General features: G+C 67.9%; 26 protein-coding genes and 2 tRNA genes. 14 read left to right on the top strand and 14 right to left on the bottom strand.

Annotated features, from left to right (window positions below; translation table 11 throughout):
- Positions 1 to 52: 52 nt before the first annotated feature.
- The 4 genes from B7L05_RS10465 to B7L05_RS10480 are packed head-to-tail and all read right to left on the bottom strand — an operon-like array spanning position 53 to position 2,371.
- Complete coding sequence (locus B7L05_RS10465) at positions 53 to 481, bottom strand: DUF1178 family protein (protein ID WP_085810216.1); 429 nt, start codon at positions 479 to 481, stop codon at positions 53 to 55.
- On the bottom strand, positions 478 to 1,326 hold the full coding sequence (locus B7L05_RS10470) for a carbon-nitrogen hydrolase family protein (protein ID WP_085810217.1): 849 nt from the start codon (positions 1,324 to 1,326) through the stop codon (positions 478 to 480). The genes B7L05_RS10465 and B7L05_RS10470 overlap by 4 nt, the downstream gene beginning before the upstream one ends.
- 29 nt (positions 1,327 to 1,355) lie before the next feature.
- Positions 1,356 to 1,616 carry a glutaredoxin 3 gene (grxC, locus tag B7L05_RS10475; RefSeq protein WP_085810543.1) on the bottom strand — a complete coding sequence of 87 codons (261 nt, stop codon included), beginning with the start codon at positions 1,614 to 1,616 and terminating at the stop codon, positions 1,356 to 1,358.
- Positions 1,617 to 1,648: 32 nt separating this feature from the next.
- Entirely contained in the window at positions 1,649 to 2,371 is a 723-nt protein-coding gene (locus B7L05_RS10480) for a double zinc ribbon domain-containing protein (protein WP_085810544.1), read from the bottom strand.
- 46 nt (positions 2,372 to 2,417) lie between these two features.
- On the opposite strand from B7L05_RS10480, the gene B7L05_RS10485 reads away from it, so the two are divergent.
- A complete protein-coding gene (locus B7L05_RS10485) occupies positions 2,418 to 3,254 on the top strand; it encodes a methyltransferase domain-containing protein (RefSeq protein ID WP_085810218.1) in 837 nt (278 codons plus the stop codon).
- A gap of 3 nt (positions 3,255 to 3,257) precedes the next feature.
- Here the strand turns inward: B7L05_RS10485 and B7L05_RS10490 are convergent, their stop codons facing one another.
- Positions 3,258 to 3,647, bottom strand: coding sequence for a MerC domain-containing protein (locus B7L05_RS10490; protein ID WP_085810219.1), 390 nt, complete (start codon positions 3,645 to 3,647; stop codon positions 3,258 to 3,260).
- A 102-nt stretch (positions 3,648 to 3,749) separates the two neighbouring features.
- Between B7L05_RS10490 and B7L05_RS10495 the strand changes: the two genes are divergently transcribed.
- The 4 genes from B7L05_RS10495 (at position 3,750) to B7L05_RS10510 (ending at position 6,745) form a co-directional block, all read left to right on the top strand.
- Positions 3,750 to 4,826 (top strand): COX15/CtaA family protein, encoded by a 1,077-nt coding sequence (locus tag B7L05_RS10495; RefSeq protein ID WP_085810220.1) that lies wholly within the window; start codon positions 3,750 to 3,752, stop codon positions 4,824 to 4,826.
- A 120-nt stretch (positions 4,827 to 4,946) separates the two neighbouring features.
- On the top strand, positions 4,947 to 5,426 hold the full coding sequence (rplM, locus tag B7L05_RS10500; protein WP_085810221.1) for a 50S ribosomal protein L13: 480 nt from the start codon (positions 4,947 to 4,949) through the stop codon (positions 5,424 to 5,426).
- On the top strand, positions 5,426 to 5,986 hold the full coding sequence (rpsI, locus tag B7L05_RS10505; protein WP_085810222.1) for a 30S ribosomal protein S9: 561 nt from the start codon (positions 5,426 to 5,428) through the stop codon (positions 5,984 to 5,986). The genes rplM and rpsI overlap by 1 nt, the downstream gene beginning before the upstream one ends.
- 129 nt (positions 5,987 to 6,115) lie before the next feature.
- Positions 6,116 to 6,745 (top strand): TIGR02281 family clan AA aspartic protease, encoded by a 630-nt coding sequence (locus B7L05_RS10510; RefSeq protein ID WP_085810223.1) that lies wholly within the window; start codon positions 6,116 to 6,118, stop codon positions 6,743 to 6,745.
- On the opposite strand, the gene B7L05_RS10515 is transcribed toward B7L05_RS10510, so the two are convergent.
- The 4 genes from B7L05_RS10515 to ettA all read right to left on the bottom strand — a co-directional run bounded on the left by B7L05_RS10515 (position 6,732) and on the right by ettA (position 10,599).
- On the bottom strand, positions 6,732 to 7,334 hold the full coding sequence (locus tag B7L05_RS10515; protein WP_085810224.1) for an ATP-binding cassette domain-containing protein: 603 nt from the start codon (positions 7,332 to 7,334) through the stop codon (positions 6,732 to 6,734). The genes B7L05_RS10510 and B7L05_RS10515 overlap by 14 nt on opposite strands.
- On the bottom strand, positions 7,324 to 8,010 hold the full coding sequence (gene modB, locus B7L05_RS10520; RefSeq protein WP_085810225.1) for a molybdate ABC transporter permease subunit: 687 nt from the start codon (positions 8,008 to 8,010) through the stop codon (positions 7,324 to 7,326). The genes B7L05_RS10515 and modB overlap by 11 nt, the downstream gene beginning before the upstream one ends.
- A 30-nt stretch (positions 8,011 to 8,040) precedes the next feature.
- A complete protein-coding gene (gene modA, locus B7L05_RS10525; RefSeq protein WP_085810226.1) occupies positions 8,041 to 8,850 on the bottom strand; it encodes a molybdate ABC transporter substrate-binding protein in 810 nt (269 codons plus the stop codon).
- A gap of 69 nt (positions 8,851 to 8,919) precedes the next feature.
- Positions 8,920 to 10,599, bottom strand: a complete 1,680-nt coding sequence (gene ettA / locus B7L05_RS10530) for an energy-dependent translational throttle protein EttA (protein WP_085810227.1) — start codon at positions 10,597 to 10,599, stop codon at positions 8,920 to 8,922.
- A gap of 103 nt (positions 10,600 to 10,702) precedes the next feature.
- On the opposite strand from ettA, the gene B7L05_RS10535 reads away from it, so the two are divergent.
- From B7L05_RS10535 to B7L05_RS10550, 4 genes are all read left to right on the top strand, one after another.
- Positions 10,703 to 12,109, top strand: a complete 1,407-nt coding sequence (locus tag B7L05_RS10535; protein ID WP_179187190.1) for a M20/M25/M40 family metallo-hydrolase — start codon at positions 10,703 to 10,705, stop codon at positions 12,107 to 12,109.
- A gap of 129 nt (positions 12,110 to 12,238) precedes the next feature.
- Complete coding sequence (locus B7L05_RS10540) at positions 12,239 to 12,505, top strand: hypothetical protein (RefSeq protein WP_085810546.1); 267 nt, start codon at positions 12,239 to 12,241, stop codon at positions 12,503 to 12,505.
- Between the two features lie 137 nt (positions 12,506 to 12,642).
- A tRNA-Ile gene (locus B7L05_RS10545) sits at positions 12,643 to 12,716 on the top strand.
- Positions 12,717 to 12,766: 50 nt separating this feature from the next.
- A tRNA-Pro gene (locus B7L05_RS10550) sits at positions 12,767 to 12,843 on the top strand.
- Positions 12,844 to 12,858: 15 nt separating this feature from the next.
- Here B7L05_RS10550 and B7L05_RS10555 read toward each other — a convergent pair.
- Together B7L05_RS10555 and B7L05_RS10560 are read right to left on the bottom strand one after the other, a co-directional pair.
- Positions 12,859 to 13,881 (bottom strand): polysaccharide deacetylase family protein, encoded by a 1,023-nt coding sequence (locus B7L05_RS10555; protein ID WP_256926689.1) that lies wholly within the window; start codon positions 13,879 to 13,881, stop codon positions 12,859 to 12,861.
- Positions 13,882 to 13,883: 2 nt separating this feature from the next.
- Positions 13,884 to 15,602 (bottom strand): histidine kinase dimerization/phospho-acceptor domain-containing protein, encoded by a 1,719-nt coding sequence (locus tag B7L05_RS10560; RefSeq protein ID WP_256926690.1) that lies wholly within the window; start codon positions 15,600 to 15,602, stop codon positions 13,884 to 13,886.
- A 176-nt stretch (positions 15,603 to 15,778) separates the two neighbouring features.
- Between B7L05_RS10560 and B7L05_RS10565 the strand changes: the two genes are divergently transcribed.
- Positions 15,779 to 16,249 (top strand): Lrp/AsnC family transcriptional regulator, encoded by a 471-nt coding sequence (locus B7L05_RS10565; protein ID WP_085810230.1) that lies wholly within the window; start codon positions 15,779 to 15,781, stop codon positions 16,247 to 16,249.
- A gap of 30 nt (positions 16,250 to 16,279) precedes the next feature.
- On the opposite strand, the gene B7L05_RS10570 is transcribed toward B7L05_RS10565, so the two are convergent.
- The 3 genes from B7L05_RS10570 to B7L05_RS10580 are packed head-to-tail and all read right to left on the bottom strand — an operon-like array spanning position 16,280 to position 19,178.
- Positions 16,280 to 17,293, bottom strand: a complete 1,014-nt coding sequence (locus tag B7L05_RS10570; protein ID WP_085810231.1) for an inorganic phosphate transporter — start codon at positions 17,291 to 17,293, stop codon at positions 16,280 to 16,282.
- A gap of 12 nt (positions 17,294 to 17,305) precedes the next feature.
- Positions 17,306 to 17,956 carry a DUF47 domain-containing protein gene (locus tag B7L05_RS10575; protein ID WP_085810232.1) on the bottom strand — a complete coding sequence of 217 codons (651 nt, stop codon included), beginning with the start codon at positions 17,954 to 17,956 and terminating at the stop codon, positions 17,306 to 17,308.
- A gap of 22 nt (positions 17,957 to 17,978) precedes the next feature.
- Positions 17,979 to 19,178 carry a penicillin-binding protein activator gene (locus tag B7L05_RS10580; RefSeq protein WP_085810233.1) on the bottom strand — a complete coding sequence of 400 codons (1,200 nt, stop codon included), beginning with the start codon at positions 19,176 to 19,178 and terminating at the stop codon, positions 17,979 to 17,981.
- Here B7L05_RS10580 and rsmI point away from each other — a divergent pair.
- From rsmI to B7L05_RS10600, 4 genes are all read left to right on the top strand, one after another.
- On the top strand, positions 19,177 to 20,028 hold the full coding sequence (gene rsmI / locus B7L05_RS10585) for a 16S rRNA (cytidine(1402)-2'-O)-methyltransferase (RefSeq protein ID WP_085810234.1): 852 nt from the start codon (positions 19,177 to 19,179) through the stop codon (positions 20,026 to 20,028). The two genes, B7L05_RS10580 and rsmI, sit on opposite strands and share 2 nt — an antisense overlap.
- An 85-nt stretch (positions 20,029 to 20,113) precedes the next feature.
- The gene (locus B7L05_RS10590) at positions 20,114 to 20,488 is read left to right on the top strand and encodes a YraN family protein (RefSeq protein ID WP_085810235.1); all 375 of its coding nucleotides are present in this window, start codon (positions 20,114 to 20,116) and stop codon (positions 20,486 to 20,488) included.
- A 96-nt stretch (positions 20,489 to 20,584) separates the two neighbouring features.
- The gene (gshB, locus tag B7L05_RS10595) at positions 20,585 to 21,544 is read left to right on the top strand and encodes a glutathione synthase (RefSeq protein WP_085810236.1); all 960 of its coding nucleotides are present in this window, start codon (positions 20,585 to 20,587) and stop codon (positions 21,542 to 21,544) included.
- A gap of 19 nt (positions 21,545 to 21,563) precedes the next feature.
- Positions 21,564 to 22,172: a DedA family protein gene (locus B7L05_RS10600; RefSeq protein ID WP_085810237.1), complete on the top strand. Its 609-nt coding sequence runs from the start codon at positions 21,564 to 21,566 to the stop codon at positions 22,170 to 22,172.
- The last annotated feature ends 1 nt before the right edge of the window (position 22,173 follow it).

A 22,173-nucleotide genomic window follows, 5' to 3' on the forward strand; every position in this document is an offset into this window, starting at 1 on the left:
GGACAAATCGTCCATGCCCGGATCACACCGGGCATCCTTGACGAACAGATGGCTAGTTCGACTGTTCCGGTGGCACGATCGGCAGCGGTAAAGCCGCAACCGCAACGCCGTCATCGACCAGCGCCTTGGCTTCGGTGATCGTCGCCTGCCCGTGGATCGTCTCGTGCGGCTGCGCGCCGTCGTGCATCGCGCGCGCCTGCGCCGCGAAATCCTTGCCCACCCAGCGCGATCCTTCGAGCACCTTGCGCTGCGCGGCCGCCAGCGCCCGGAGCGCGACCTTGACGTCCACCGGCGGGGCGGGCGTACGCGCGTTCGCCTTTGCCGATACGTTGGGCGCCATCACCGCCTTCTCGATCGTCGTGTCGCCGCACACCGGGCAGGCGATCAGCTTGCGTGCGCGCTGATCGTCATACGCCGTTGACGACGCGAACCACGCCTCGAACACGTGCTCCCCAGCGCACCGCAGATCGAACACGATCACCGCGGCCCGCCTACCGCCAGCGTCACGGGCGGGATTGCCCGGCGATGTTCGAGCACCGGAATGCGAGCGCGAACCTCGGCAATCCGCTCGCGATCGATCGCGACGAGCGTCACGCCGGCGCTTTCGCCGAGATCCGCGATGACCTCGCCCCAAGGATCGACCGCTAGGGAATGGCCGAAGGTTGCACGGCCATCGGCGTGCTCGCCTGTCTGTGCCGCCGCGATCACGAAACACGCCGCCTCGATCGCTCGCGCTCGCAGCAGGATGTGCCAGTGCGCGGCGCCAGTCGGTCGGGTAAAGGCGGCCGGCACCGTTAGGATCGTCGCGCCGGCGTCGCTGAGCGACCGGAACAGGTCGGGGAAGCGAAGATCGTAGCAGATCGTCAGCCCGAGCCGGCCGAGCGGCGTATCGACCACGACCGCCGCCTCGCCGGCCGCATACGCCGACGACTCGCGCCAGCTCTCGCCGGTCGGCAGATCGACGTCGAACAGGTGAATCTTGTCGTAGCGCGCCCGGATCGCGCCGCTATCGTCGATCACAAAGCCACGGTTCGCCAGCCGACCGTCCGCTCGCCGGACTGCCATGCTGCCGATATGAACCCACATTCCCGTACGTGCCGCCGCATTACGAACCGCCGCGAGCACATGGTCGTCATCTTCCGCAACGATCGACTGCGCCGACCGCGCCCGGTCGCGATCGAGCAGCCCCGACATCTCCGGCGTGAACAGCATCGCCGCCCCGCCCTGCGCCGCTTCGTCGATCGCGCGCACGATCACATCGGCATTCGCTGCCGGATCGATCCCGCTTGTCATCTGCAGGATCGCCGCGGTCGCCGTGTGCGCCATCGATGCGCCTGTCGCAGCGGGGCTTGGCGTCACGTCGCCGCGAGAAGCGGGTCGAGCCCGCCGGCGCGCTCCAGCGCGGCTAGATCGTCCGATCCGCCAATATGCTTTCCGTCGATGAAAATCTGCGGCACCGTGGTGCGTCCGCCGGCACGATCGATCATCTCGGCGCGCTTCGGCCCGCCCATCGTGATGTCGTACTCGGCCGGCTCAACGCCCTTCGCCGACAGGAGCTGCATCGCGCGGGTGCAATAGGGGCACCACGCCTTGGTATAGATTTCGACCTGCGCCATGCGCTCCGAGTTGTGGACGCGGCCGCCGATTGTCAATCCGCGGCGGTCGGATCGAGCACGCGCGCCCAGCACAGAACGTGCACCCGCGCCGCCCCCGCCGCCAGCAGCGCGCGGACGCAGGCATCGCTCGTCGCGCCGCTGGTGTGGACATCGTCGACCAGCACGATCCTGCGCCCCCGCAGCGTGGCGCCCTGAGCGATCGCGAACGCGCCCGATACCGCGCGGCGACGCCCCGCCCTGCCCAGCCCACGAAGCACCGGCGTCGCGTAACGGCGCACCAGCGCGCCATTGTCGGCCGCGACGCCCGACAGACGGGACAGCGCGATCGCGATCAGCGCCGCCTGATTGTAGCCGCGCGACCATAAGCGCCAGCGATGCAGCGGCACCGGGACGATCAGCTCGGCACCCACGGGAAGGTGTCGCAGCATCAGACGCGCGGCGGTCTCGGCGAACGCCGCCCGCCCGGCATATTTCAGCCGTAGCGCGACTGTCCAGGCGACCGGGCCGTAGGCGACCGCCGCGTCGAGGCCGGCGTGTCGCGGCGGCGCGGTGAGGCAGTCGCCGCATCGCGCGTCCGCCCCACGATCGAAAGCGAAGGGTGTATGGCACGCGGCGCACCACGGCGGCGTGAGGAACTGGAGCGATGGCCAGCACGCGCTGCAGACCCGGTGCGGCCGGTCGGTCACCGCGCCGCAGCCCGGGCAGCGCGGCGGCAGCGCGAGCGACAGCAGCGGTTCGGCGATGTTCCAGGCCATCGGCGACGCTTGTCGCGCGCCGCGCGGAAGCGCACAAGCCGCCGCCATGGCCGCCCCAGAGATCTTCGACCGCGCCGCACGTCGGCACCGCCGCGACCGCGCGGCAACTAACTATGCGGCGCACGATTTCCTGCGCGCCGCCATGCTCGACGGCATCGCCGAGCGACTGGCGTCGGTGAAGCGCGCGTTCACCGACGTCCTCGATCTCGGCAGTTTTGACGGCGCCTTCGTCCCGCCACCAGGCGCCCGCGTGACTCGGCTAGACGCTGGCCACGCCTTTGCGCGGATCAGCGGCGGCGTGCAGGCGGACGAGGATCGGCTGCCCTTCGCCGATGCGTCGTTCGATCTCGTGATTTCCGCCGGCGTACTTGATCAGCTCAACGATGTGCCCGGCGCGCTCGCACTGACGCGTCGCGTACTGAAGCCGGACGGGCTGTTCCTCGGCGCGATGCTTGGCGCCGGCTCGCTGAGCGCGCTGCGCGCCGCGTTGCGCGTCGCCGAGGCAGAGCGTCCGGTGGCGCGGCTCCACCCGCAGATCGACGTTCGCTCGGCCGGAGACCTGCTGATGCGCGCCGGCTTCGCGCTGCCCGTCGCGGATACCGAGAGTCTGCGTGTGCGCTATGCGTCGATTGGACGGCTACTTGGTGACCTTCGTGGCATGGCGGCGACCAACGTCCTTGCAAATCGCCATCTGCTCGGCCGCGCGGCGCTGGCGCGCGCTGCCGCCGCGTTCGCCGGGGCGGCCGATGCCGATGGGCGAACGAGCGAGACGTTCGAGATTGTCTTTCTTACCGGCTGGTCACCGTCGCCCGATCAGCCGCAGCCGGCGAAACGGGGCAGCGCGACGGCATCGCTTGCGGGCGCGCTACGCGACCGCCACTAGGGATCAGGCGTCGGCACGGCGGTTGAGATCGTGGCCGAACGCGAGCACGCCAACCCCGATGATCGTCCAAAGCGCCTCACCGTGCTCCATCAGCCCGGCATTGTGCGGCAGCGTCATGGCACCGGCCATCATTCCCAGCCCTAGCGAGCCGACCCCGAGCGGCAGCATATAACCGTGCTGCAACGCGCCGCGCCCAAGCCCGATGACGCCGAGCGCGATCGCGACTGTCAGCCCGATCTCATGGAAGATCGGATCCACCAGCATCCCGCCGACCGCGGATAGCATGGCGACCAATACCGCGCTGGCGATGCAGTGGACGACGCACAGCCCGGATACGATGATCGCCAGCCGATCAAGTCCGGTCGAACGGTCGAGGCGAAGCGTGGTCGTCATTCGCCACCCATGTAGCGCGGCTATGGCGACGTTACAATATCACATCATGCTGAATCGTCGCCGCGCCATTGCCGCTGCGCGGCAGCGATCGTACATGGGCGCATGCTGCAGCCAAGCCCCGATTTCCGCGTATCCGCCCGGCCGCGGTCGCTTGCACGCTGGCTCTACATCGTCGCCGCGCTGATCGTCGCGATGGTCGCGGTCGGCGGCATCACGCGACTGACCGAATCAGGTCTGTCGATCACGCAATGGAAGCCGATCAGCGGCATCATCCCGCCCCTCAACGACGCGCAATGGCAGGCGGAATTTGCCAACTACCAGCGCATCCCCGAATATCAGCAAATCAACCAGGGCATGACGCTCGCCGGGTTCAAGAGCATCTTCTTCTGGGAATATGTTCATCGGCTGCTCGGCCGCGTCATCGGCCTTGCGTTCGCGCTGCCGCTCCTGTGGTTCGCGGTGCGTCGGCAGATCCCACGCGGTTTCGGTTGGCGCCTGACGGTGCTTCTGATGCTCGGCGGGATGCAGGGCGCGATTGGTTGGTGGATGGTCGCCTCCGGTCTGTCGGAGCGCACCGACGTCAGCCACATCCGACTTGCGACGCATCTATCGGCCGCGTTGCTGATCCTCGGCGGCATCGTCTGGACCGCGCTTGACCTGCGCAACCTCGCCGCGAACCCGCTCGCGCGGCCTGCACGGCTTCACTGGCTTGGCGGCTTCGCGCTGGCGATGCTTGCGCTTCAGATCGTGCTCGGCGCGTTCACGGCGGGGCTCGATGCTGGCTATGCGTTCAGCAGCTGGCCGCTGATGGGCAACGCCTTCTTCCCCGCCGATGCACCGATGCTCGCGCCGGCATGGCGCAACGTCGTCGACAATCCCGTCGTGGTTCAGTTCGTCCACCGCTGGTTCGCCTTCGCCGCTGCCGGCGCGTTCGTGTGGCTCGCCATGGCGGCGCGGCGCCGCGGCGCGGTCAATGCCTGGGGCGCGGTGATCCTGCTCGTCGGGCTGCAGATCGTTTTGGGGATCGCCACCCTGCTAAGCGGCGTCGAGATCGTCGTCGCCGTCGCCCATCAGGTGAACGCCGCGATCCTGCTGATCGCCGCAGTCGCCGCCGCGCACGCGCTCGGGCACCGGCATGGCGCGCCCAATTCGACGGCGTCGACGCATCTGGTATCATAATACCCGTCATGCGGGTGGCGGTTTTGTTGACTTTCCGGGCGCTTCTCTACAAGGGAGAGCGCAACGCGCCGCGCCGGTTCCGGGGCGGCGTCTTGGTTCAATGAAAAGGTCAAAGCTCCCATGAAGGCGCTGATGAAGACCACCAAGGCGGCCAAGCCCGCCGAGGTGGAGAAGAAGTGGCACATCGTCGATGCCACCGATCTGGTGGTCGGCCGCGCTGCGGTGGTGATCGCCAACGTCCTGCGCGGCAAGCACAAGACGTCGTTCACCCCCCACGTCGACTGCGGTGACAACGTCATCGTGATCAACGCCGACAAGGTGAAGTTTACCGGCAACAAGCTGGCCGACAAGGTCTATTACAAGCACACCGGCTATGCCGGCGGGATCAAGGGCGTCACCGCCGCCAAGGTGCTCGAGGGTCGCTTCCCGGAGCGCGTGCTCGAGAAGGCCGTCGAGCGGATGATTCCGCGTGGACCGCTGGGTCGCCAGCAAATGCGCAACCTGCGCATCTTCAAGGGCACCGAGCATCCGCACGAGGCGCAGAACCCCGAGGTTCTCGACATCGCCGGCATGAACCGCAAGAACAAGGTGGGCGCATAATGTCCGACAATCGCCAGTCGCTTTCCGATCTCGCCGCGCTGACGCAGCAGTCGTCGCAGCCCGCTTCGCCCGCCGCCTTGTCGGGCGATTCGTCGGCAGATGCCTATCTGGCCGGACAGGTCGACGCGCCGACGCAGCCGACCACGCCGCTGCGCCAGCAGGAGCTCGACAAGTACGGTCGCGCCTACGCCACCGGTCGCCGCAAGGACGCCGTTGCTCGCGTTTGGCTCAAGCCGGGTTCGGGCAAGATCACGATCAACGGCCGCGATCAGGAAACCTATTTCGCGCGTCCGACGCTGCGTCTCGTCATCAACCAGGTGTTCGGCATCACCGAGCGCGAAGGCCAGTATGACGTGATCTGCACCGTCAAGGGCGGCGGCCTGTCGGGTCAGGCCGGCGCGGTGAAGCACGGCATCAGCCAGGCGATCACCAAGTACGAGCCGATCCTGCGTGCGCTGGTGAAGGCGGCGGGCTTCCTCACCCGCGACAGCCGTACCGTCGAGCGCAAGAAGTACGGCCGCGCCAAGGCACGCCGCAGCTTCCAGTTCTCGAAGCGCTGAGGTCGGGTCCCGGGCCATGCGCCCGGGATTGTCCAGGCGAACAAAAGGGCGGTCCTTCGGGGCCGCCCTTTTTCGTTTGCGCCCACCCCGCTCATCGCAGCGCAAGCACCGGATGCCTATATCGTGCGCATGCCGACTTTCGCAGACGTCACCCCGCACCTTGCCTTGATCGGGGCGCTGTTCGGCGTCGTCCTCGTCGCCAGCCTGCTGCGTCGCATCCCGATCGTGGGGCGCATCTTCGGCGCGCTGACATGGCTCGTGCTGCTCGGCGCGCTGGCGATGGTGATCGTCCAGCGCGAGCGGTTCGATCCCTATCTCGGCAGCGTCGCCAGGATGCTCGATTTGTCGAGCCAGCAGGTGGCGGGCGAGGAAACGCGGATCCGCATGAGCCCCGACGGGCATTTCTGGGCCAACGTGCGCTTCGGCGGCGTCGATCGGCGGATGCTGATCGACAGCGGTGCCACCGTCACCGCGCTGTCGCTCGCCACCGCGCAGGCGGCCGGGCTCGACGTGCGTGAGGCGGGCTTTCCGATGCTGCTGCGCACGGCCAACGGCACGATCCGCGCGCAGACCGCCGACATTGCGGAGCTGCGGCTGGGAAACGTCGTCGCGCGCGATCTGCCGGTGGTCGTCTCGCCTGCGTTCGGCAACACCGACGTGCTCGGCATGAACTTCCTGTCGCGCCTCAAATCATGGCGTGTCGAGGAGCGGACGCTGATCATGACGCCGCATCACCCGCAGCCCGTCAAATCGGGATGACGCGCTCGCACAGGCGCTCGGCCTCGGCAGCGTCGTGCGTCACGATCAGCATCGGCAGTCGCAACTCGTCGCGCACGCGCTCGATCGCCTGCATCGCCTCTTCGCGCCGAATCGGATCGAGCGACGACAGCGGTTCGTCGAGCAGCAGGAAATCGGGATCGCGCAGCAGCGCTCGCCCGATCGCTACGCGCCGCGCCTCGCCCCCCGACAAGGTGCGCGGCCAACGATCGAGAAGCGTCGTAATGTCAAGCGTTTTCGCCACCTCGATGAGCCGTCCGGCATCGGGCGCACCGTAGAGCAAGTTGCGGCGCACCGAGAGATGCGGGAAGAGCCGCGGCTCCTGGAAGACGACGCCTGCGCGCCGGTCTTCGGGCTTGAGATCGATGCCTTGCGTCGCATCGAACAACGTGCGCTCGGCGACGCGGACGTGCCCGCAGTCAGGCTTCAGCAAGCCGGCGATAATCATCAGGACGCTGGTCTTACCCGCGCCCGACGGTCCGACGAGCGCGCTCGCGCCGCGCGGCACCCGGAACGTCGCGCCGATGACGCGCCCGGCGCGGCGCGTGCAGACATCGACGTCAAAGGACATGCAGCCCCCGTCCCTGCCGCCGCGCCAGCCATTCCGACAACAGCAACGCGACGAGGCTGATCGCTACCGACACGCTGGCGAGCCGCCACACCGCGTCCTCGCCCCCCGGGCGCTGCAGCGCCGCGTAGATCGCCAGCGGCAGCGTCTGCGTCTCGCCCGGCACGTTCGACACGAAGGTAATAGTGGCGCCGAACTCGCCCAGCGATCGCGCGAAGCCGAGCACGGCGGCGGCAAGCACGCCCGGCAGCGACAAGGGCAGCGTGATCGTCGCGAAGGTGCGCCACCACCCCGCACCAAGCGTTCGCGCCGCCTGTTCGAGGCGCCGGTCGACCGCGTCGAGCGACAGCCGCATCGCGCGCACCATCAGTGGCAAGGCCATGACACCGGCGGCGATCGCCGCCCCGGTCCAGCGGAACAGCACACTGACGCCGAACAGCCGCGCGAGCACCGCACCGATCGGCCCGCCCGGCGCGAAGGCGAGCAGCAGCAGCCACCCAGTCACCACCGGCGGCACGACGAGCGGCAAGTGGATCAAGGCGTCGAGCAGCGCCTTGCCCGCGAAGCGCCCGCGCGCGAGCAGCCAGGCCAGCCAGAAGGCGATCGGCAGCGTCACCGCCGTCGCGACGCCGCCGACGAGCAGCGACAGCCAGACGACCGACGCGAGATCCCCGGTCACGCGAAATCCCCCGTCACGCGCGGCGCGCCGTCAACGCGCGGCGAAGCCGTGTCGGCGCAGGATCGCCTTGCCGTCCGGCGACAGCAGGAAGCGGCGAAAACCCTCTGCGTCCGCGCTGCGGCCGCCGCGCAATCGCGCGATCGGATAGATGATCGGCGGGTGGCTGCGCGCGGGAAAGACGCCGGCGACCATCAGGCCAGGGGCGACCTGCACGTCGGTCGCGTAGACGATGCCGTAGGGCGCCGCACCGCGCTGGACCAGCGCGAGCGCCGCACGCACGCTCTCGGCACCCACCACCTTCGATCGGACCGCTTGCCACGCGCCGAGCCGCTGCAGGGCGGCCCGGCCGTAGCGCCCGGCAGGTACTGCATCGGCATCGGCCATCGCCAGCGGGGCGGCGCCGAGAATCCGACCGAGCGCCGCGCCGCGCTGCTGCCCGACCCGGGTACTACCTTTCGGCGCGACGACGACGAGGCGATTGCCTGCGAGCACCGCGCGAGTTCCGGGCACGACAAGTCCGCGCTTTGCGAGATCATCCATCCACTCGGCGTCGGCCGACACGAAGATATCCGCCGGCGCCCCCGCCGCCGCCTGGCGCGCAAGCGCGGACGATGCGGCGAACGACAGCGTCGGCCGCGCGTGCCCGCGCCTCGCCCAGGTGTCTGCGGCATCGCTGAGCGCCTCCTGCATGCTCGCTGCGGCGAGGACCAGCGGTGCACGCGCTTGCGCGCGCGCAGCGACGGGCAGCAGCGCCGCGAGGAGCAGCACGAACGCGGCCAGCCACAAGGCCAAACCGCGCGACGGCGAAGCGAAGGCTGGGAGGCGATCGGAAACCGTCATCGGCACTCTCTCCCTACCAGGTTGGCACGCGCCGCGCCGCGACGCCGCGCGGCGCGGCTCGTCTTTGCCTCAGCGCGTCAGCTTCTTGTATGCCAGCCGCGTCGGGCGATCCGCCGCATCGCCCAGACGACGCCGCTTGTCCTCCTCATACGCCTCGAAATTTCCTTCGAACCACTCGACGTGGCTGTCGCCCTCGAACGCCAGGATGTGCGTGCAGAGGCGATCGAGGAAGAAGCGATCGTGGCTGATGACCACGGCGCAACCGGCGAACGTCTCCAGTGCCTCTTCGAGCGCGCGCAACGTCTCGACGTCGAGGTCGTTGGTCGGCTCGTCGAGCAGCAGGACGTTGCCGCCCTCCTTCAGCATCTTGGCCATATGCACGCGGTTGCGCTCACCGCCGGACAGCTGGCCGACCTTCTTCTGCTGATCCGGCCCGCGGAAATTAAACGCGCCGACATAGGCGCGCGTGCCCATCTCCTGCTTGCCGAAGCGGAAGACCTCGAGCTCGTCGGAGATTTCCTGCCAGACGTTCTTGTTCGGATCGAGATCGTCGCGGCTCTGGTCGACGTAGCCCAGCTTCACGGTCGAGCCGACCTCGATCGTGCCGGCATCGGGCTTGTCCTGCCCAGTGATGAGCTTGAACAGCGTCGACTTGCCCGCGCCGTTCGGCCCGATCACGCCGACGATGCCGCCCGGCGGCAGCGTGAAGTCGAGGTTCTCGAACAACAGCTTGTCGCCATAGGATTTGGTCAGACCCTTGGCCTCGATCACCTTGCCGCCGAGCCGCTCGGGAAGCTGGATCAGGATCGCGGCCTTGCTGGCGACACGGCTCTCCTGCTTCTCCATCAGCTCGTCGAATGCGCGGATACGCGCCTTGCTCTTGGTCTGACGTGCCTTGGGGGTCTGCCGCATCCAGGCGAGCTCGTCGGCGATCGCCTTCTGCTTGCCGGCCTCCTCACGCTCCTCCTGCTCGAGCCGCTTGGCCTTCTTCTCGAGATAGCCCGAATAGTTCGATTCGTAGGTGTAATAACGCCCGCGATCGAGCTCGAGCACCCAGTTGACGACGTTGTCCAGGAAGTAGCGGTCGTGGGTGACGAGAATGACGTTGCCGGTATATTCCTTGAGGAAATTCTCCAGCCAGCTGACGCTCTCGGCATCGAGGTGGTTGGTCGGCTCATCGAGCAGCAGGATGTCGGGCTTCTCGAGCAGCAGCCGTACCAGCGCGACGCGGCGCCGCTCGCCGCCCGACAGGTTGGTCACCGGTGAGTCCGACGGCGGGCAGCGCATGGCCTCCATCGCCTGCTCGAGCTGCGAGTCGAGGCTCCAGCCGTCAGCGGCGTCGATCTTCGCTTGGAGGTCGCCCATCTCCTCCATCAGCGCGTCGAAGTCGGTATCGTCCTTGGGATCGCCCATCTCGGCCGAGATCGCGTTGAAGCGATCGACCATCGCCGCGATCGGGCCAGCACCCAGGCGCACGTTCTCGATCACCGTCTTGTCGGGGTCGAGCTGCGGCTCCTGCGGCAGATAGCCGACCTTGACCCCCTCGGCCGCCCACGCCTCGCCGGTGAAGTCGGTGTCGATCCCGCCCATGATCTTCATCAGCGTCGACTTGCCCGACCCGTTCGGGCCGATGATCGCGATCTTCGCGCCCGGAATGAACTGCAGGTGGATGTTGTTGAGCACCGGCTTGTTGGCACCCGGAAAGGTCTTGGTCAGACCCTTCATGACGTAGGTATACTGGACGGCCATCGGTCGCCTGTGCTCCGGAATGAAGATAAGGGAAAATGTCGCGCCATATGTAATGGCGCGCTCGGCCGTTGGCAAACCGCCGCCAGCGACCTAGGCGATGGCAATGATCACGCGCCTCCCGCTCGCCGCACTCCTTCTCGCCACCGCCGCCCCGGCGCTCGCGCAGCGCGCCGCCCCGCCCCCGCCCGCGCCGGTCGATCCGCAGGTCGCAGCGCTGCGCGATGCGGCGCTCGGGGATACCGTCGCCTATGACATCGTCGAGGGCATGACGACCGAGGTCGGCCAGCGGCTTGCCGGCACCGAGGCGGAAGCGCGCGCGCGGCGCTGGAGCGAAGCGAAGCTGAAGGCGCTTGGTTTCAGCAACGTGCGGATCGAGACGTATCGAATGCCGGTATGGGTCCGCGGCGAGGAACGCGGCGAGATCGTCGCGCCCTTCCCGCAGAAGCTGCATCTCGCCGCGCTCGGCAATTCGGGCGCAACCCCCGCCAAGGGAATCGACGCCGACGTCGTGATCTTCCCCACCTACGGCGATCTCGCCGCGGCACCCGACGGCAGCCTGAAAGGCAAGATCGCCTATGTCGGCAATGCGATGATGAAGACGCAGGACGGCTCGAGCTACGGCCAGGAAGGCGTGGCGCGCTTCGCAGGTCCGGCGCTGGCGGCCCGCAAGGGCGCCGCCGCGATCGTCATCCGCTCGATCGGCACCGACACGCATCGCCTGCCGCACACCGGCACGACGAACTTCCCCGACGGTACCGCTGCGATCCCCGCGGCGGCGCTCTCCGTTCCCGACGCCAAGTTGCTCGAAGCGATGGCGCGCCGCGGGCAGCCGATCCGCATGAAGCTCGTGTTGACGCCGCGCCAGGTAGGCGAGCAGGAATCGGGCAATGTCATCGCCGAGGTACCGGGCACCGATCCGAATGCCGGCATCGTCCTCGTCGGCGGCCATCTCGACAGCTGGGATCTCGCCACCGGTGCGATCGACGACGCGAGTGGGGTCGCGATTACCGCCGCCGCTGCGAAACGCATCCTAGACAGTGGCAAGCGTCCACGTCGCACGATCCGCGTGGTATGGTTCGGCGCGGAGGAAGTCGGTGGTTTCGGCGGACGCGACTATGCGGCGAAGCACGGGAGCGAGCGGCACGCCCTCGCCGCCGAGAGCGACTTCGGCGCCGATCGCGTCTGGAGGTTTGAAACGACGCTGCCCGAGACCGCGGGCGCGGTCAGCGATCGCCTCGCCTCCGCGCTCGCGCCGCTTGGGATCGTGCGCGGGACGGGACGCGCGGGCGACGGGTCGGACATTGCCCCGGTGATCGCGCTGGGCGTTGCTGGCGTCGATCTCAACCAGTCGGGGCTCGACTATTTCGATACGCATCATACCCCCGACGACACGCTTGATCGCGTCGATCCGGACAAGCTGCGGCAGAACGTTGCTGCGTGGACAACGATGCTCGCGATCGTCGCCGATGCGCCCGAGGAAATCGGCCCAGTGGTGCGTCCGGCGCGCTAGTTCGGTTCGTCGCGAACCTTGCTGGCAGATGAATTTCCCGATTGACCCACCAAAATGCTGCGGTATTTGCCGGGGCTCGCGACGGCACAGGGTCGGCTGCGAAACGAATATATGCTTGGGAGCATTCGAATGAAGAAGATCGTTCTGATCGCTGCCGCCGCCGGCCTGATGTCCGTGGCTGCTTGCTCGAAGTCGCCGGAGGCGGCCGCTGTCGAGAACAACGCGGACATGATGGCCGACAACATGGAAATGATGGCGGACAACCTCGAGGACATGGCTGACAACTCGAGCAACGGCATGGCCGCTGCTGGTCTTGAGAACGCCGCCGACAACCTCGAAGACGCAGCGGACAACGTCCGTGACGTCGCCGAGGAGAAGGCCGACAACATGCAGTAAGCCTTTCGGGCCTTCGGGCTCGTGGCTTGATGCAAAGAACAGGGCGTTCCCAGGTAGGGAGCGCCCTTTTCTTTTGCCTACCGGGTACCGTTGCCATTGCGACCGATCGACACAGCCTTTAGGCACCGCGCACGCGGGGGCCTGTAGCTCAATTGGTTAGAGCTGGCCGCTCATAACGGCTAGGTTGCGGGTTCAAGTCCTGCCGGGCCCACCGCGTATCGCTTGCAAGGTAGTGCGCGACCGCCTACCGCACGCCGGCGTCGGGGAGTGGCGCAGTCTGGTAGCGCGCCTGCTTTGGGAGCAGGATGTCGCAGGTTCGAATCCTGTCTCCCCGACCACTTTGTTTCCCCAGCCTATCGCGCGATTGTTTGATCGACTTCGGCGATCAGGGCGTCTGGGGTCGTAGGCGCGACGCCTAGTTCGTCGAGCAGGTCGAGCATCACGTCCCACCAGCGGTGAAAGCGCGCAAGATCGTGCGCATCGCGGACGTATGGCGTGTTGCCGGGAGCGAGACTGGGCGAGTGGAACGCGAGGTTAAGAAGGCGAGTTCCCTCGCCCATCGCGGTGCGCACGGCCTCGCACGCCTCGGTGATAGATACGCCTTCCGGCGATAGCGGCACACGTGACAGCAACCCCGTTCGAGCGAGTACGCCACGCCCGTGCGGGATCGCACCAACCAACCGATGGAGGGGGCCCCCTGCCCGACGTAGCGCGCCGGTATAGACCGTCGTCAGCGGCACCTCGATGATGGCGCCCCCCGGACCGGCACGGAAGGCATCCGGCCCAATCCGCGAGAAATCCGCGCCGCCTGCCGGACGATAATCGTGCCGCGCTCGCATCGTCGTGTCGAGCCGGTAGCCGCGCTCGTACAGCAGCCGCAGCGTGTCGCGGCCCAGTCCATAGCGACCCGATCGAAACGCCACCGGCGCCCGACCGAACGTCGCCGAAATTGCAGATGTCAGCGCATCGATTTTCGCCGCCTCGAGGGTTACCGGAAGGTTGCCGGCATAGGAGCTGTGCACCGATACGAGCTCGTCGTGCGGCGGATTGACCCAAGCGTGCAGCTGCGCCCCGATCGATCCCGAACCATCGGCGACCATTGCCTTGAGGATCGCAGCGGACGCTTGGTCGACGACGACGGGATAGTCGCAGAGGTAGCAGGGAAAGACACCGCGTTCGGCGAAGCGCTGGTGCATAGCGGGCAGCGCCGCGATCGCCGTCACCGATCTGGCGGCGCGTGCGAACGGCGCAGACCAGTCAAATTCCTCTTCCGTGTCGACGAAGACGATGAACCGGGCGCCGCTCTCTTCAGGCCAGCGGATCAACTGGTCCGGCGCGGGGGGTGGCACGCACCAGCCATGAGAGCCCGCCGCCACCGTCAGTTCGTCGACGCCTGCCCCACCGCGTCAGCCGACGCCGCCGGCAACGCCACGCGCACGTGCCCGTCGGGGAACGACAGCGTGCCTCCGAGCTCCGCCGCCAGATTACGAACTAGGCGAAGCGCGAAACCGGTGCCGAGCAGCGGCTTGCCGGGAAGGTCGTTCTCCAGCTCGGCGTCGAGGCGAAGCAGCGCATCCTCAGGCAACGCCGCCAACGCGCGTGGCCGGCTGATCGTGACGGCGATGCGGTCGCCGGCACGATCGGCTGACAGTGCTACCGTCTCCTGCCCTTGCGCGGCGGAGACGATCGTGGCGAGCAGGCGAGCGAACAGACGTTCGGTCGCGCGGTCGTCGCAGGCAAAAGAAAGCTGCGGGTCGACCACTCCGAGCGCAATGCCGCAGCCGCGAACCTCGGCAAGTGTCGAAAGCTCACCCACCGCGCGCGACAGCAGGCCGGACACGGAAACGACGCCGGGCCGCAGCTCCAGCGCATGCCCATCGATTCGTGCGGCAAGGTCGAGGTCCTCAATCGCGGCAACGAGATCGGCGGCCTGCGCGCGGATCGCCGCCGCGCGCTCGCGGTACGCGGGCGCCACCGGCCCGAGCAACTGCGCCTCGATCAGCTCGGAAAACCCCGCGATTGCATTGGTCGGCGTGCGTAGTTCGTGCACCAGCCGTCGCAACCCTTCCGATTGCCCGCTCCCGGATGGCCGTACCGCGCTCTCGTCGACACGCGGTCGCCGCCCGCCGCCGCGATAGCCCAGGAAACGTCCGCCGATGGGATCGAACATCGGAACCGCCGAAATCCGCCAGTCGCCGGCAATCGCCGACGCGCCGGGCAGCGTCAGCCGCGCGTCGGTGAAGGCGGTACGGCGGCGGAACGCACCGATAACGACCCCGTCGACCGGTGCCGCGCCCTCCCCATCGGCGCGCGCGATCGACAGGCCGATCACCGCGCCGCGCGGGGCCGCGTCGGTCCATGACACGAGGCCGGCGGCGTCGGTCTCGAAGCGGAAGGTGTCGATCCGCTCCGGCGTCGCGACCGGCGTCGGCGTTCCGCGCGCGCGCTGGAAAGTCGCGATGCGATCGACCAGATCGGCGATCTCGAACCCGGCCGGCTCCGGCACGGGCTCGGCGCGTGCGGCGCGGCGGGCGAGCGCGACGACCGGGAGCGCGTCGGTCAGCATCCCGACCGGCTTAAACGGACCGGTACCGACCGGGGGCGGCACCGGGCAATCGATCGGCGGCGACGGCGGCGCGTCGGGCGCGGTGTCTGCGGCCGGTGGTGCATCGAAGCCGATCGTGAAGTCCGTCGAGCCGAAGCTTTCCAGCCCGCGCGCCACCACCGGATCGAGATCGCCTCGGTTGCGCAGCGTCGCGCGGCCGACCGGCCCGAGTGTCGGCAGCAGCGCGATCCAGTCGGCGGCCGGCAGCCGCGCCGCGCGCAGCGCCGCCGTCGCAATCGCTGGTTCGTCCTCGGCAAGCAGCGCGACGAGACCAACCGGCGGCCGTGCCAGTGCAAGTCCCCGTGCGACGGCGGCACGGACCGCGGGGGGAACCTGCGGGCGCAACGTCCGCAGGCGATCCAGCGTTTCAGCATCGGCAGCGGCGCGACCGCGCGCGATCAGGTCGACCAATTGGCGGAACGTCGCCTGTGCCCCGAATGCGGTGGAGGCATCGGCGGCGAGGACGGTATTGAGACTGTCGTCGAACCGCACGCCGCGCCCTCGTCGGGCCCACGATCCATTCGCGCCCTGCGTTCCCATAACGCGGCGGAGGCAGGCCGGAAACAGCGCAATTCGCGCACGTCGCATTGTGGGACAATTGCGTTTGCGCGCAATTATCCTATGGTCCTGCGCATGTTAGTGGTTACGATGATGCGTCGGATCGATTGATGGCGCTGGACAAGATCGATCGCCAGATACTGGCGCTACTGCAAGATGACGGCCGCATGACCAACGTCGACCTCGCCGAGCGTGTTGGTTTGACGGCGCCGCCGTGCCTTCGCCGCGTGCGCTCGCTCGAGCAGGCGGGCGTCATCCGCGGCTACCACGCAGTGTGCGACCCGGCTTTGCTTGGTTTTCCCATCACCGTGTTCGCGATGGTCAGCCTGCGCAGCCAGGCGGAACACGATCTCGCGCTGTTCGAACGCCATGTGGCCGGCATCCCCGAAGTCCGCGAATGCCACATGCTCAATGGCGAGATCGACTTCATCCTTAAGATCGTCGCCCCCGATCTTGAAACGTTCCAACGCATCCTGACGACGCATCTCACCGCGGCGCCGAACGTCGCAAGCGTCAAATCGTCGCTGACGATCCGCACCGCGAAGATGGCGCCGGGCGTTCCGATCGACGATGCGGCGTGAGGCTGGCCGCGACCGGAACCGCCCCGGCGATCAGAACAGCAATGTGAGCGCGTAGAAACCTGCCCCGACGATTGCGGAGGCGGGGATGGTGATGATCCACGCAACCACCACGTTGCTCGCCGTTCCCCAGCGGACCGCAGAGGTGCGCCGTGCAACGCCGGCACCGATAATCGCGCCGGTGATCGTGTGCGTCGTCGAGACAGGAATACCCAGCGCCGAGGCGGTGAACAGGACGATCGACCCGCCGGTCGACGCGCTGAATCCCTGGTGTTGCGACAATTTGGTGATCCGCGAGCCCATCGTCTCGATGATCTTCCACCCGCCCGACAGCGTGCCAAGCGAGATGGCGACGTAGCAGCTGATCGCCACCCAGTGCGGCACCTCGAACTCGCCGCTCAAATAGCCGGTCGAGTAGAGCAGCACGGTGATGATCCCCATCGTCTTCTGCGCGTCGTTCAACCCGTGGCTGAGCGAATAGGCCGCCGACGAGATCAAGTGCAGCACGCGAAAGCGCCGGTCGGCCTGCCGCACGGTCGCACGGCGCAGAGCCCAGCTGCTCGCCAGCATCACCATCATGGCGAGGATCATGCCGAGCGTCGGCGACACGACGATCGCGAGCAGCGTCTTGGTCAGCCCGCCGATCTGCACGCTGTTGACGCCCGCATGCGTGATCCCGGCGCCGACGAGGCCACCGACGAGCGCGTGGCTCGACGAGGACGGAATGCCCTTCTGCCACGTCACCACGTTCCAGAACATCGCCCCTCCCAGCGCGCCGAAGATGACAGCCGGCGTCACGGCGTCCTGGCTGATCAGCCCCTTGCCGATCGTCTCGGCCACCGCATGCAGGCTGGGGACCGCGAGCGTGAGGAAATAGGCGGCGAAATTGAAGAAGGCGGCGAAAAGCACCGCCTGGACGGGGGACAATAGCCGCGTCGCGACGACGGTTGCGATCGAATTGGCGGCGTCGTGCAGTCCGTTGAGGAAGTCGAAGGCCAGGGCGACCGCGATCAGGCCGATCAGCAGCGGTAAGGCGAGTTCGTGCATGGTGACGCGGGCTCAGGCGTGATCGATGACAATGCCATCGATCTCGTTCGCGACATCCTCGAAGGCATCCGAGATCTTCTCGAGATGCTTGTAGATCTCGCGATCGACGACGAACCGCATCGGATCGCCGCCCGCTTCCTGATGCTTCTCGAACAATCGGCGAAGCCCCTGTTCGTGCAGCTGGTCGACCGCACCTTCCAGGTTGACGAGACGCTCGGTCAAGTCGTGGAGCCGCGGGCCGTTGCGCGCGATATCGGGAAGCAGCCGCATCGCCTCCGCACTGACGCCCGCGGCTTCCAGCATCAGCCGCGCCATTTCATGCATGTCAGGGGCGAAGCTCTGCACGCCGTAGATGCGCACCGCCGTGACCGCGGCGAACATCGCGTCGATCGCATCATCCATGCGATTGATCAGCCCGCTGATCGCACTGCGATCGAACGGCGTCAGAAACGTGACGCGCACCGTCTGCAGCACGGTGCGCGTGATGTCGTCCGCCTGGTGCTCGAGGTCCTTCAGCCGCGCGATCAGCGTCTCGGCGTCGGCCTCTCCCGCGAAGATGCGCGTCGTCGTCTCCGCCGCCTGCAGCGTCACCGCGGCATGGGCGTCGAACAGCTCGAAGAAATTGCCGCGCTTCGGAAGGAGGCGCTGGAACCAGGCAAACATCGATGATCCTTATGATTGGCCGTTAGCGCCCGAAACTAGCCGGGGCCGGCGAGACGACGACACTGCTGCCGCCGCGAATTTCCTGAACGTCGAGCGCGCGTTCGGCGACGCCGTCGCGGCCGAAACGGAACGCGCCGTCGATCCCTGCATAGCCCTCGCCCGAGCGCAGCCGCGCCTCCGGGAACCGCGCGCCGACGCGCCAGTCGCGCGAGATGCGCGCGGCGAGCAGCACGGCGTCGTAGCCGAGGCTCGACAGGCGATAGGGCGCAGCGCCGAAGCGTGCGCGATACTTGACCGCATATTGGCGGTAGAGCGTGTTGGAGACGCTGGCGAACCACGCGCCGTTCAGCGCCGGACGCGCGGCGACGCCGCTGTCGCTGTTCCACAATTCGGTGCCGATCACCCGCGTGTTCGGGCTGGCACGGCGCAACAGCGGCACCGCCGTCGCCGCCGTGGCGGCCGAATCGGCGATCAGCACGCCGTCGAACGGCGCATCCTTCGCCATTCGGGTGACGGCCGCGCCGATGCTGTTGGGCGCGCGATCGTAGGTCTGCAACGCGACGACGCGGCCACCAGCCGATTCGACCGCCCGCAGGAACACCGTCGAGGCGCGCGAGCCGTAGAGCGCATTGGGCACCAGCCCGCCGAAATTGGTGACGCCGCGGCTGCGCGCATACGCGACGACGCGCTCGATCGACTGCGACGGCGTATAGCCGAGCAGGTAGACGCCATCGCCCGCGACACCGACGTCGTTGGAGAAGGAGATCACCGGCACGCTCGCCCGACGCGCGATCGGCGCCACCGCGCGAACGTCATCGGCGAGCAACGGCCCGAGAATCAGCTGTGCGCCGTCTGCGACCGCGCGCTGCGCAGCCGCAGTCGCGCCGAGCGCGGTATCGTAATTGGTGATGCGGATCTGTTCCGATCGCGTGTCGAGCAACGCGAGCTGAGTCGCATTGGCGAGGCTCTTGCCGACGCCTGCGTTGGCGCCGGACAGCGGCACAAGCAGCGCGATGCGGTTGCGCGCCGTATCGCGCGGGATGCCTGCCTCAACGCCGGTATCGGGCCGCGCCACCGGCGGCGGCGCCTGAGACGGGCGCGGTGGCGGCGCCGGGCCGCGCGGCACGACGGTCGAGCAGGCCGAGATCAGCAAGGCGCTGACGGGCACGAAGCCACGCGCGATCACCTTCGCCCGTTGCGATACGGTTGCAGCCTCTGCCATGACACCCCTTGTGGAAACCCTGAACCCCGGCCTTTACATCGTCGCCACCCCGATCGGCAATCTCGGTGACCTGTCGCCGCGCGCTGCGGACATCCTTTCGCGCGCCGCCGTAATCGCCGCAGAAGACACGCGTGTTACAGCGGGGTTACTGCGTCACATCGGCACGAAGCGTCCGATGACGCCGTATCATGATCACAATGCCGACGCGGTCCGCCCGCAGCTGATCGCACGGATGGCGACCGAGGCGGTGGCGCTCGTCTCCGATGCGGGAACGCCGCTCATCTCCGATCCGGGCTACAAACTCGTTCGCGACGCACATGCTGCAGGGCACCTGGTGGTGACGATTCCCGGCCCATGCGCCGCGATCGCCGCGCTGACGCTGGCGGGCCTGCCGACCGATCGCTTCCTTTTCGCGGGCTTCCTGCCAAGCAAGGCGAAGGCGCGTGCAGACGCGATCGCCGAAATCGGCGCGATCCGCGCGACACTCGTTCTGTACGAGAGTGGGCCACGGCTCGGCGCAACGCTCGCCGCGCTCGCCGACGCGCTCGGCGCACGCGACGCCGCCGTCACACGCGAAATTTCGAAGCGATTCGAGGAGGCGGTCACCGGCACGCTCCCGACGCTCGCCGCGCGCTACGCCGATGCGCCGCCCAAGGGCGAGATCGTGATCGTCGTTGGCCCACCCGGCGAGCCTGCGCCGGCCTCCGCCGAGGACGGCGACGCCGCCTTGACGGAGGCGCTGACCCGCTTGCCCGCCGCAAAAGCCGCCGGCGAAGTTGCCAAGCGGCTCGGGCTCGATCGCAAGGCGCTGTATGCAAGGGCACTCGCGCTGAAGAAGCAGGGGGACTGAGCGGCAAGGCCGATTACGCCAGGGTGAGATCGCTTCCAGCGCCAGCTCGCTTGCTCGACCGCGCAATGGTCGTCAGGTTGCCGCGATGCCGCGCCTGACCCGCACGACCGCCGACCGCCGCACCGCCGAGGCGGCGGGTCGTCGCGGCGAGCGCCTCGCTGCATGGTGGCTGCGGCTGAAGGGGTGGACGATCCTCGACCAACGCGTGCGCACCGCGGCGGGCGAAGTTGATCTCGTCGCCCGGCGCGGTTCGCTCGTCGCCTTCGTCGAGGTGAAGACGCGCGCCACCGCCGCCGAGCTCGATTTCGCGATCGACGCGCGGCGGCTCGCCCGGGTCGCTGCCGCCGCGGAGATCCTGATGCCGCGCTATGCGGCGGCAGGCGAGGACATACGAGTCGACGTGATCCTGCTCGCGCCCGGCACGCGGCCACGGCATATCGAGAACGCCTGGATCGGGTGAGCGCCGCCGCCAGTGCGCAGCCCGATATTCCCGCGGGTGACATTCCCCCGCCCCGCGCCTAGGCCGCATCGCGAAGCCTGTCGCGGAGGATACGCCTTGCCCTTGACCGTCGCTGTCCAGATGGACCCGATTGAATCAATCAACATCGCGGGCGATTCCAGTTTCGCGCTGATGCTGTCGGCGCAGCAGCGCGGCCACCGCCTGTTCCACTATGCGGCAGAGGATCTCAACTGGTCCGACGGTCGGCTGTGGACCAAGGCGCGGCCCGTGACGGTGCAGCGCGTCGTCGGTGATCATTATGCCGCCGGTGATCCGATCGACCTCGATCTCGGCGCGGACGCGGACGTCGTGCTGATGCGCCAGGATCCGCCCTTCGATCTTGGCTATATCACCGCGACGCACCTCCTCGAGCGAGTCACCGACCGGACGTTGGTGGTCAACGATCCAGCCAGCGTGCGCAACGCGCCCGAGAAGGTCTTCGTGCTCGATTATGCGCGCTTCATGCCGCCGACGCTCGTCACCCGCTCGCTCGACGCGGCACGCGCCTTCCTGAAACGACACGGCGCGATCGTGGTGAAGCCGTTGCACGGCAACGGCGGCAAGGCGATCTTCCGCGTGGGACCGGAGGGCGAGAACCTTTCGGCGCTGATGGAAGTGTTCAACCAGACGTGGCGCGAGCCGCACATGGTGCAGGCGTTCCTTCCCGATGTCGCCAGAGGCGACAAGCGCATCGTGCTCGTCGACGGCGAGGTCGCGGGCGCGATCAACCGCCTGCCCGGCGAAGGCGAGATCCGTAGCAATCTCGCGGTCGGCGGATCGGCCGAGAAGACCGAGCTTACGCCGCGCGAGCGCGAGATCTGCGCCGCGCTCGGCCCCGAACTGAAGAAGCGCGGGCTTATCTTCGTCGGCATCGACGTGATCGGCGGCGAGTGGCTCACCGAGATCAACGTCACCTCCCCCACCGGGATCGTCGCGATCGAACGATTCGACGGAACCGATGTCGCGGGATTGATCTGGGACGCGATCGAACGCCGCGTGGCGGAACGCTCGGCCTGATCCCGCCGTTGGCGCGAGAATGACCGAGTTCATCATCGATTGGATCGCCTGGGGCGGCTATTTCGGCATCTTCCTGCTGATGGCGCTCGAGAATATCATCCCGCCGATCCCGTCGGAGGTGATCATGGGCCTCGGCGGCATCGCGGTGGCGCGCGATCAGATGGCACTCTTCCCGCTCGTCGCCTGGGGCACCGCGGGCACGACGATCGGCAACATGTTCTGGTACGAGATCGGGCGGCGCATGGGCGTCGCGCGCTTCCGCCCTTTCGTCGAGAAGCACGGGCGATGGCTGACGATGGAATGGGAAGACGTCGAGCGGCTCGACCATTTCTTCCACAAGCACGGTCACTGGGTAATCTTCGTGTTCCGCTTCATGCCCACGTTCCGCACGATCATCTCGCTGCCGGCAGGCATGGCGAAGATGCCGCTGGTGAAGTTCCTCGCCTTCACCTTCGTCGGCAGCGCGATCTGGAACACGGTGCTCGCCGGCGCCGGGCTGTTCCTGGGCTCGCGCTTCGAACAGCTCGATCGCTACGTCGGGCCGGTGGCGATCGCCACCAGCGCGCTGATCGTCGTCGCCTACGTCTATCGCGTCGTCACGTGGAAGCCGCGCGCCGAGCGCGGCTGAC

The organism is Sphingomonas sp. TZW2008 (assembly GCF_002117915.1).
GTDB lineage: Bacteria > Pseudomonadota > Alphaproteobacteria > Sphingomonadales > Sphingomonadaceae > Sphingomonas.

Coding starts and splice junctions, on each gene's coding strand:
- B7L05_RS10515 (WP_085810224.1), bottom strand. CDS start 7,334: ATGTCCTTTGACGTCGATGTCTGCACGCGCCGCGCCGGGCGCGTCATC.
- B7L05_RS10495 (WP_085810220.1), top strand. CDS start 3,750: ATGCTGCAGCCAAGCCCCGATTTCCGCGTATCCGCCCGGCCGCGGTCG.
- B7L05_RS10580 (WP_085810233.1), bottom strand. CDS start 19,178: ATGGCAGAGGCTGCAACCGTATCGCAACGGGCGAAGGTGATCGCGCGT.
- B7L05_RS10540 (WP_085810546.1), top strand. CDS start 12,239: ATGAAGAAGATCGTTCTGATCGCTGCCGCCGCCGGCCTGATGTCCGTG.
- B7L05_RS10485 (WP_085810218.1), top strand. CDS start 2,418: ATGGCCGCCCCAGAGATCTTCGACCGCGCCGCACGTCGGCACCGCCGC.
- ettA (WP_085810227.1), bottom strand. CDS start 10,599: ATGGCCGTCCAGTATACCTACGTCATGAAGGGTCTGACCAAGACCTTT.
- B7L05_RS10575 (WP_085810232.1), bottom strand. CDS start 17,956: ATGTTTGCCTGGTTCCAGCGCCTCCTTCCGAAGCGCGGCAATTTCTTC.
- grxC (WP_085810543.1), bottom strand. CDS start 1,616: ATGGCGCAGGTCGAAATCTATACCAAGGCGTGGTGCCCCTATTGCACC.
- B7L05_RS10490 (WP_085810219.1), bottom strand. CDS start 3,647: ATGACGACCACGCTTCGCCTCGACCGTTCGACCGGACTTGATCGGCTG.
- B7L05_RS10570 (WP_085810231.1), bottom strand. CDS start 17,293: ATGCACGAACTCGCCTTACCGCTGCTGATCGGCCTGATCGCGGTCGCC.
- rpsI (WP_085810222.1), top strand. CDS start 5,426: ATGTCCGACAATCGCCAGTCGCTTTCCGATCTCGCCGCGCTGACGCAG.
- rplM (WP_085810221.1), top strand. CDS start 4,947: ATGAAGGCGCTGATGAAGACCACCAAGGCGGCCAAGCCCGCCGAGGTG.
- B7L05_RS10535 (WP_179187190.1), top strand. CDS start 10,703: ATGATCACGCGCCTCCCGCTCGCCGCACTCCTTCTCGCCACCGCCGCC.
- B7L05_RS10480 (WP_085810544.1), bottom strand. CDS start 2,371: ATGGCCTGGAACATCGCCGAACCGCTGCTGTCGCTCGCGCTGCCGCCG.
- B7L05_RS10600 (WP_085810237.1), top strand. CDS start 21,564: ATGACCGAGTTCATCATCGATTGGATCGCCTGGGGCGGCTATTTCGGC.
- modA (WP_085810226.1), bottom strand. CDS start 8,850: ATGACGGTTTCCGATCGCCTCCCAGCCTTCGCTTCGCCGTCGCGCGGT.
- B7L05_RS10510 (WP_085810223.1), top strand. CDS start 6,116: ATGCCGACTTTCGCAGACGTCACCCCGCACCTTGCCTTGATCGGGGCG.
- B7L05_RS10590 (WP_085810235.1), top strand. CDS start 20,114: ATGCCGCGCCTGACCCGCACGACCGCCGACCGCCGCACCGCCGAGGCG.
- B7L05_RS10470 (WP_085810217.1), bottom strand. CDS start 1,326: ATGGCGCACACGGCGACCGCGGCGATCCTGCAGATGACAAGCGGGATC.
- B7L05_RS10565 (WP_085810230.1), top strand. CDS start 15,779: ATGGCGCTGGACAAGATCGATCGCCAGATACTGGCGCTACTGCAAGAT.
- rsmI (WP_085810234.1), top strand. CDS start 19,177: ATGACACCCCTTGTGGAAACCCTGAACCCCGGCCTTTACATCGTCGCC.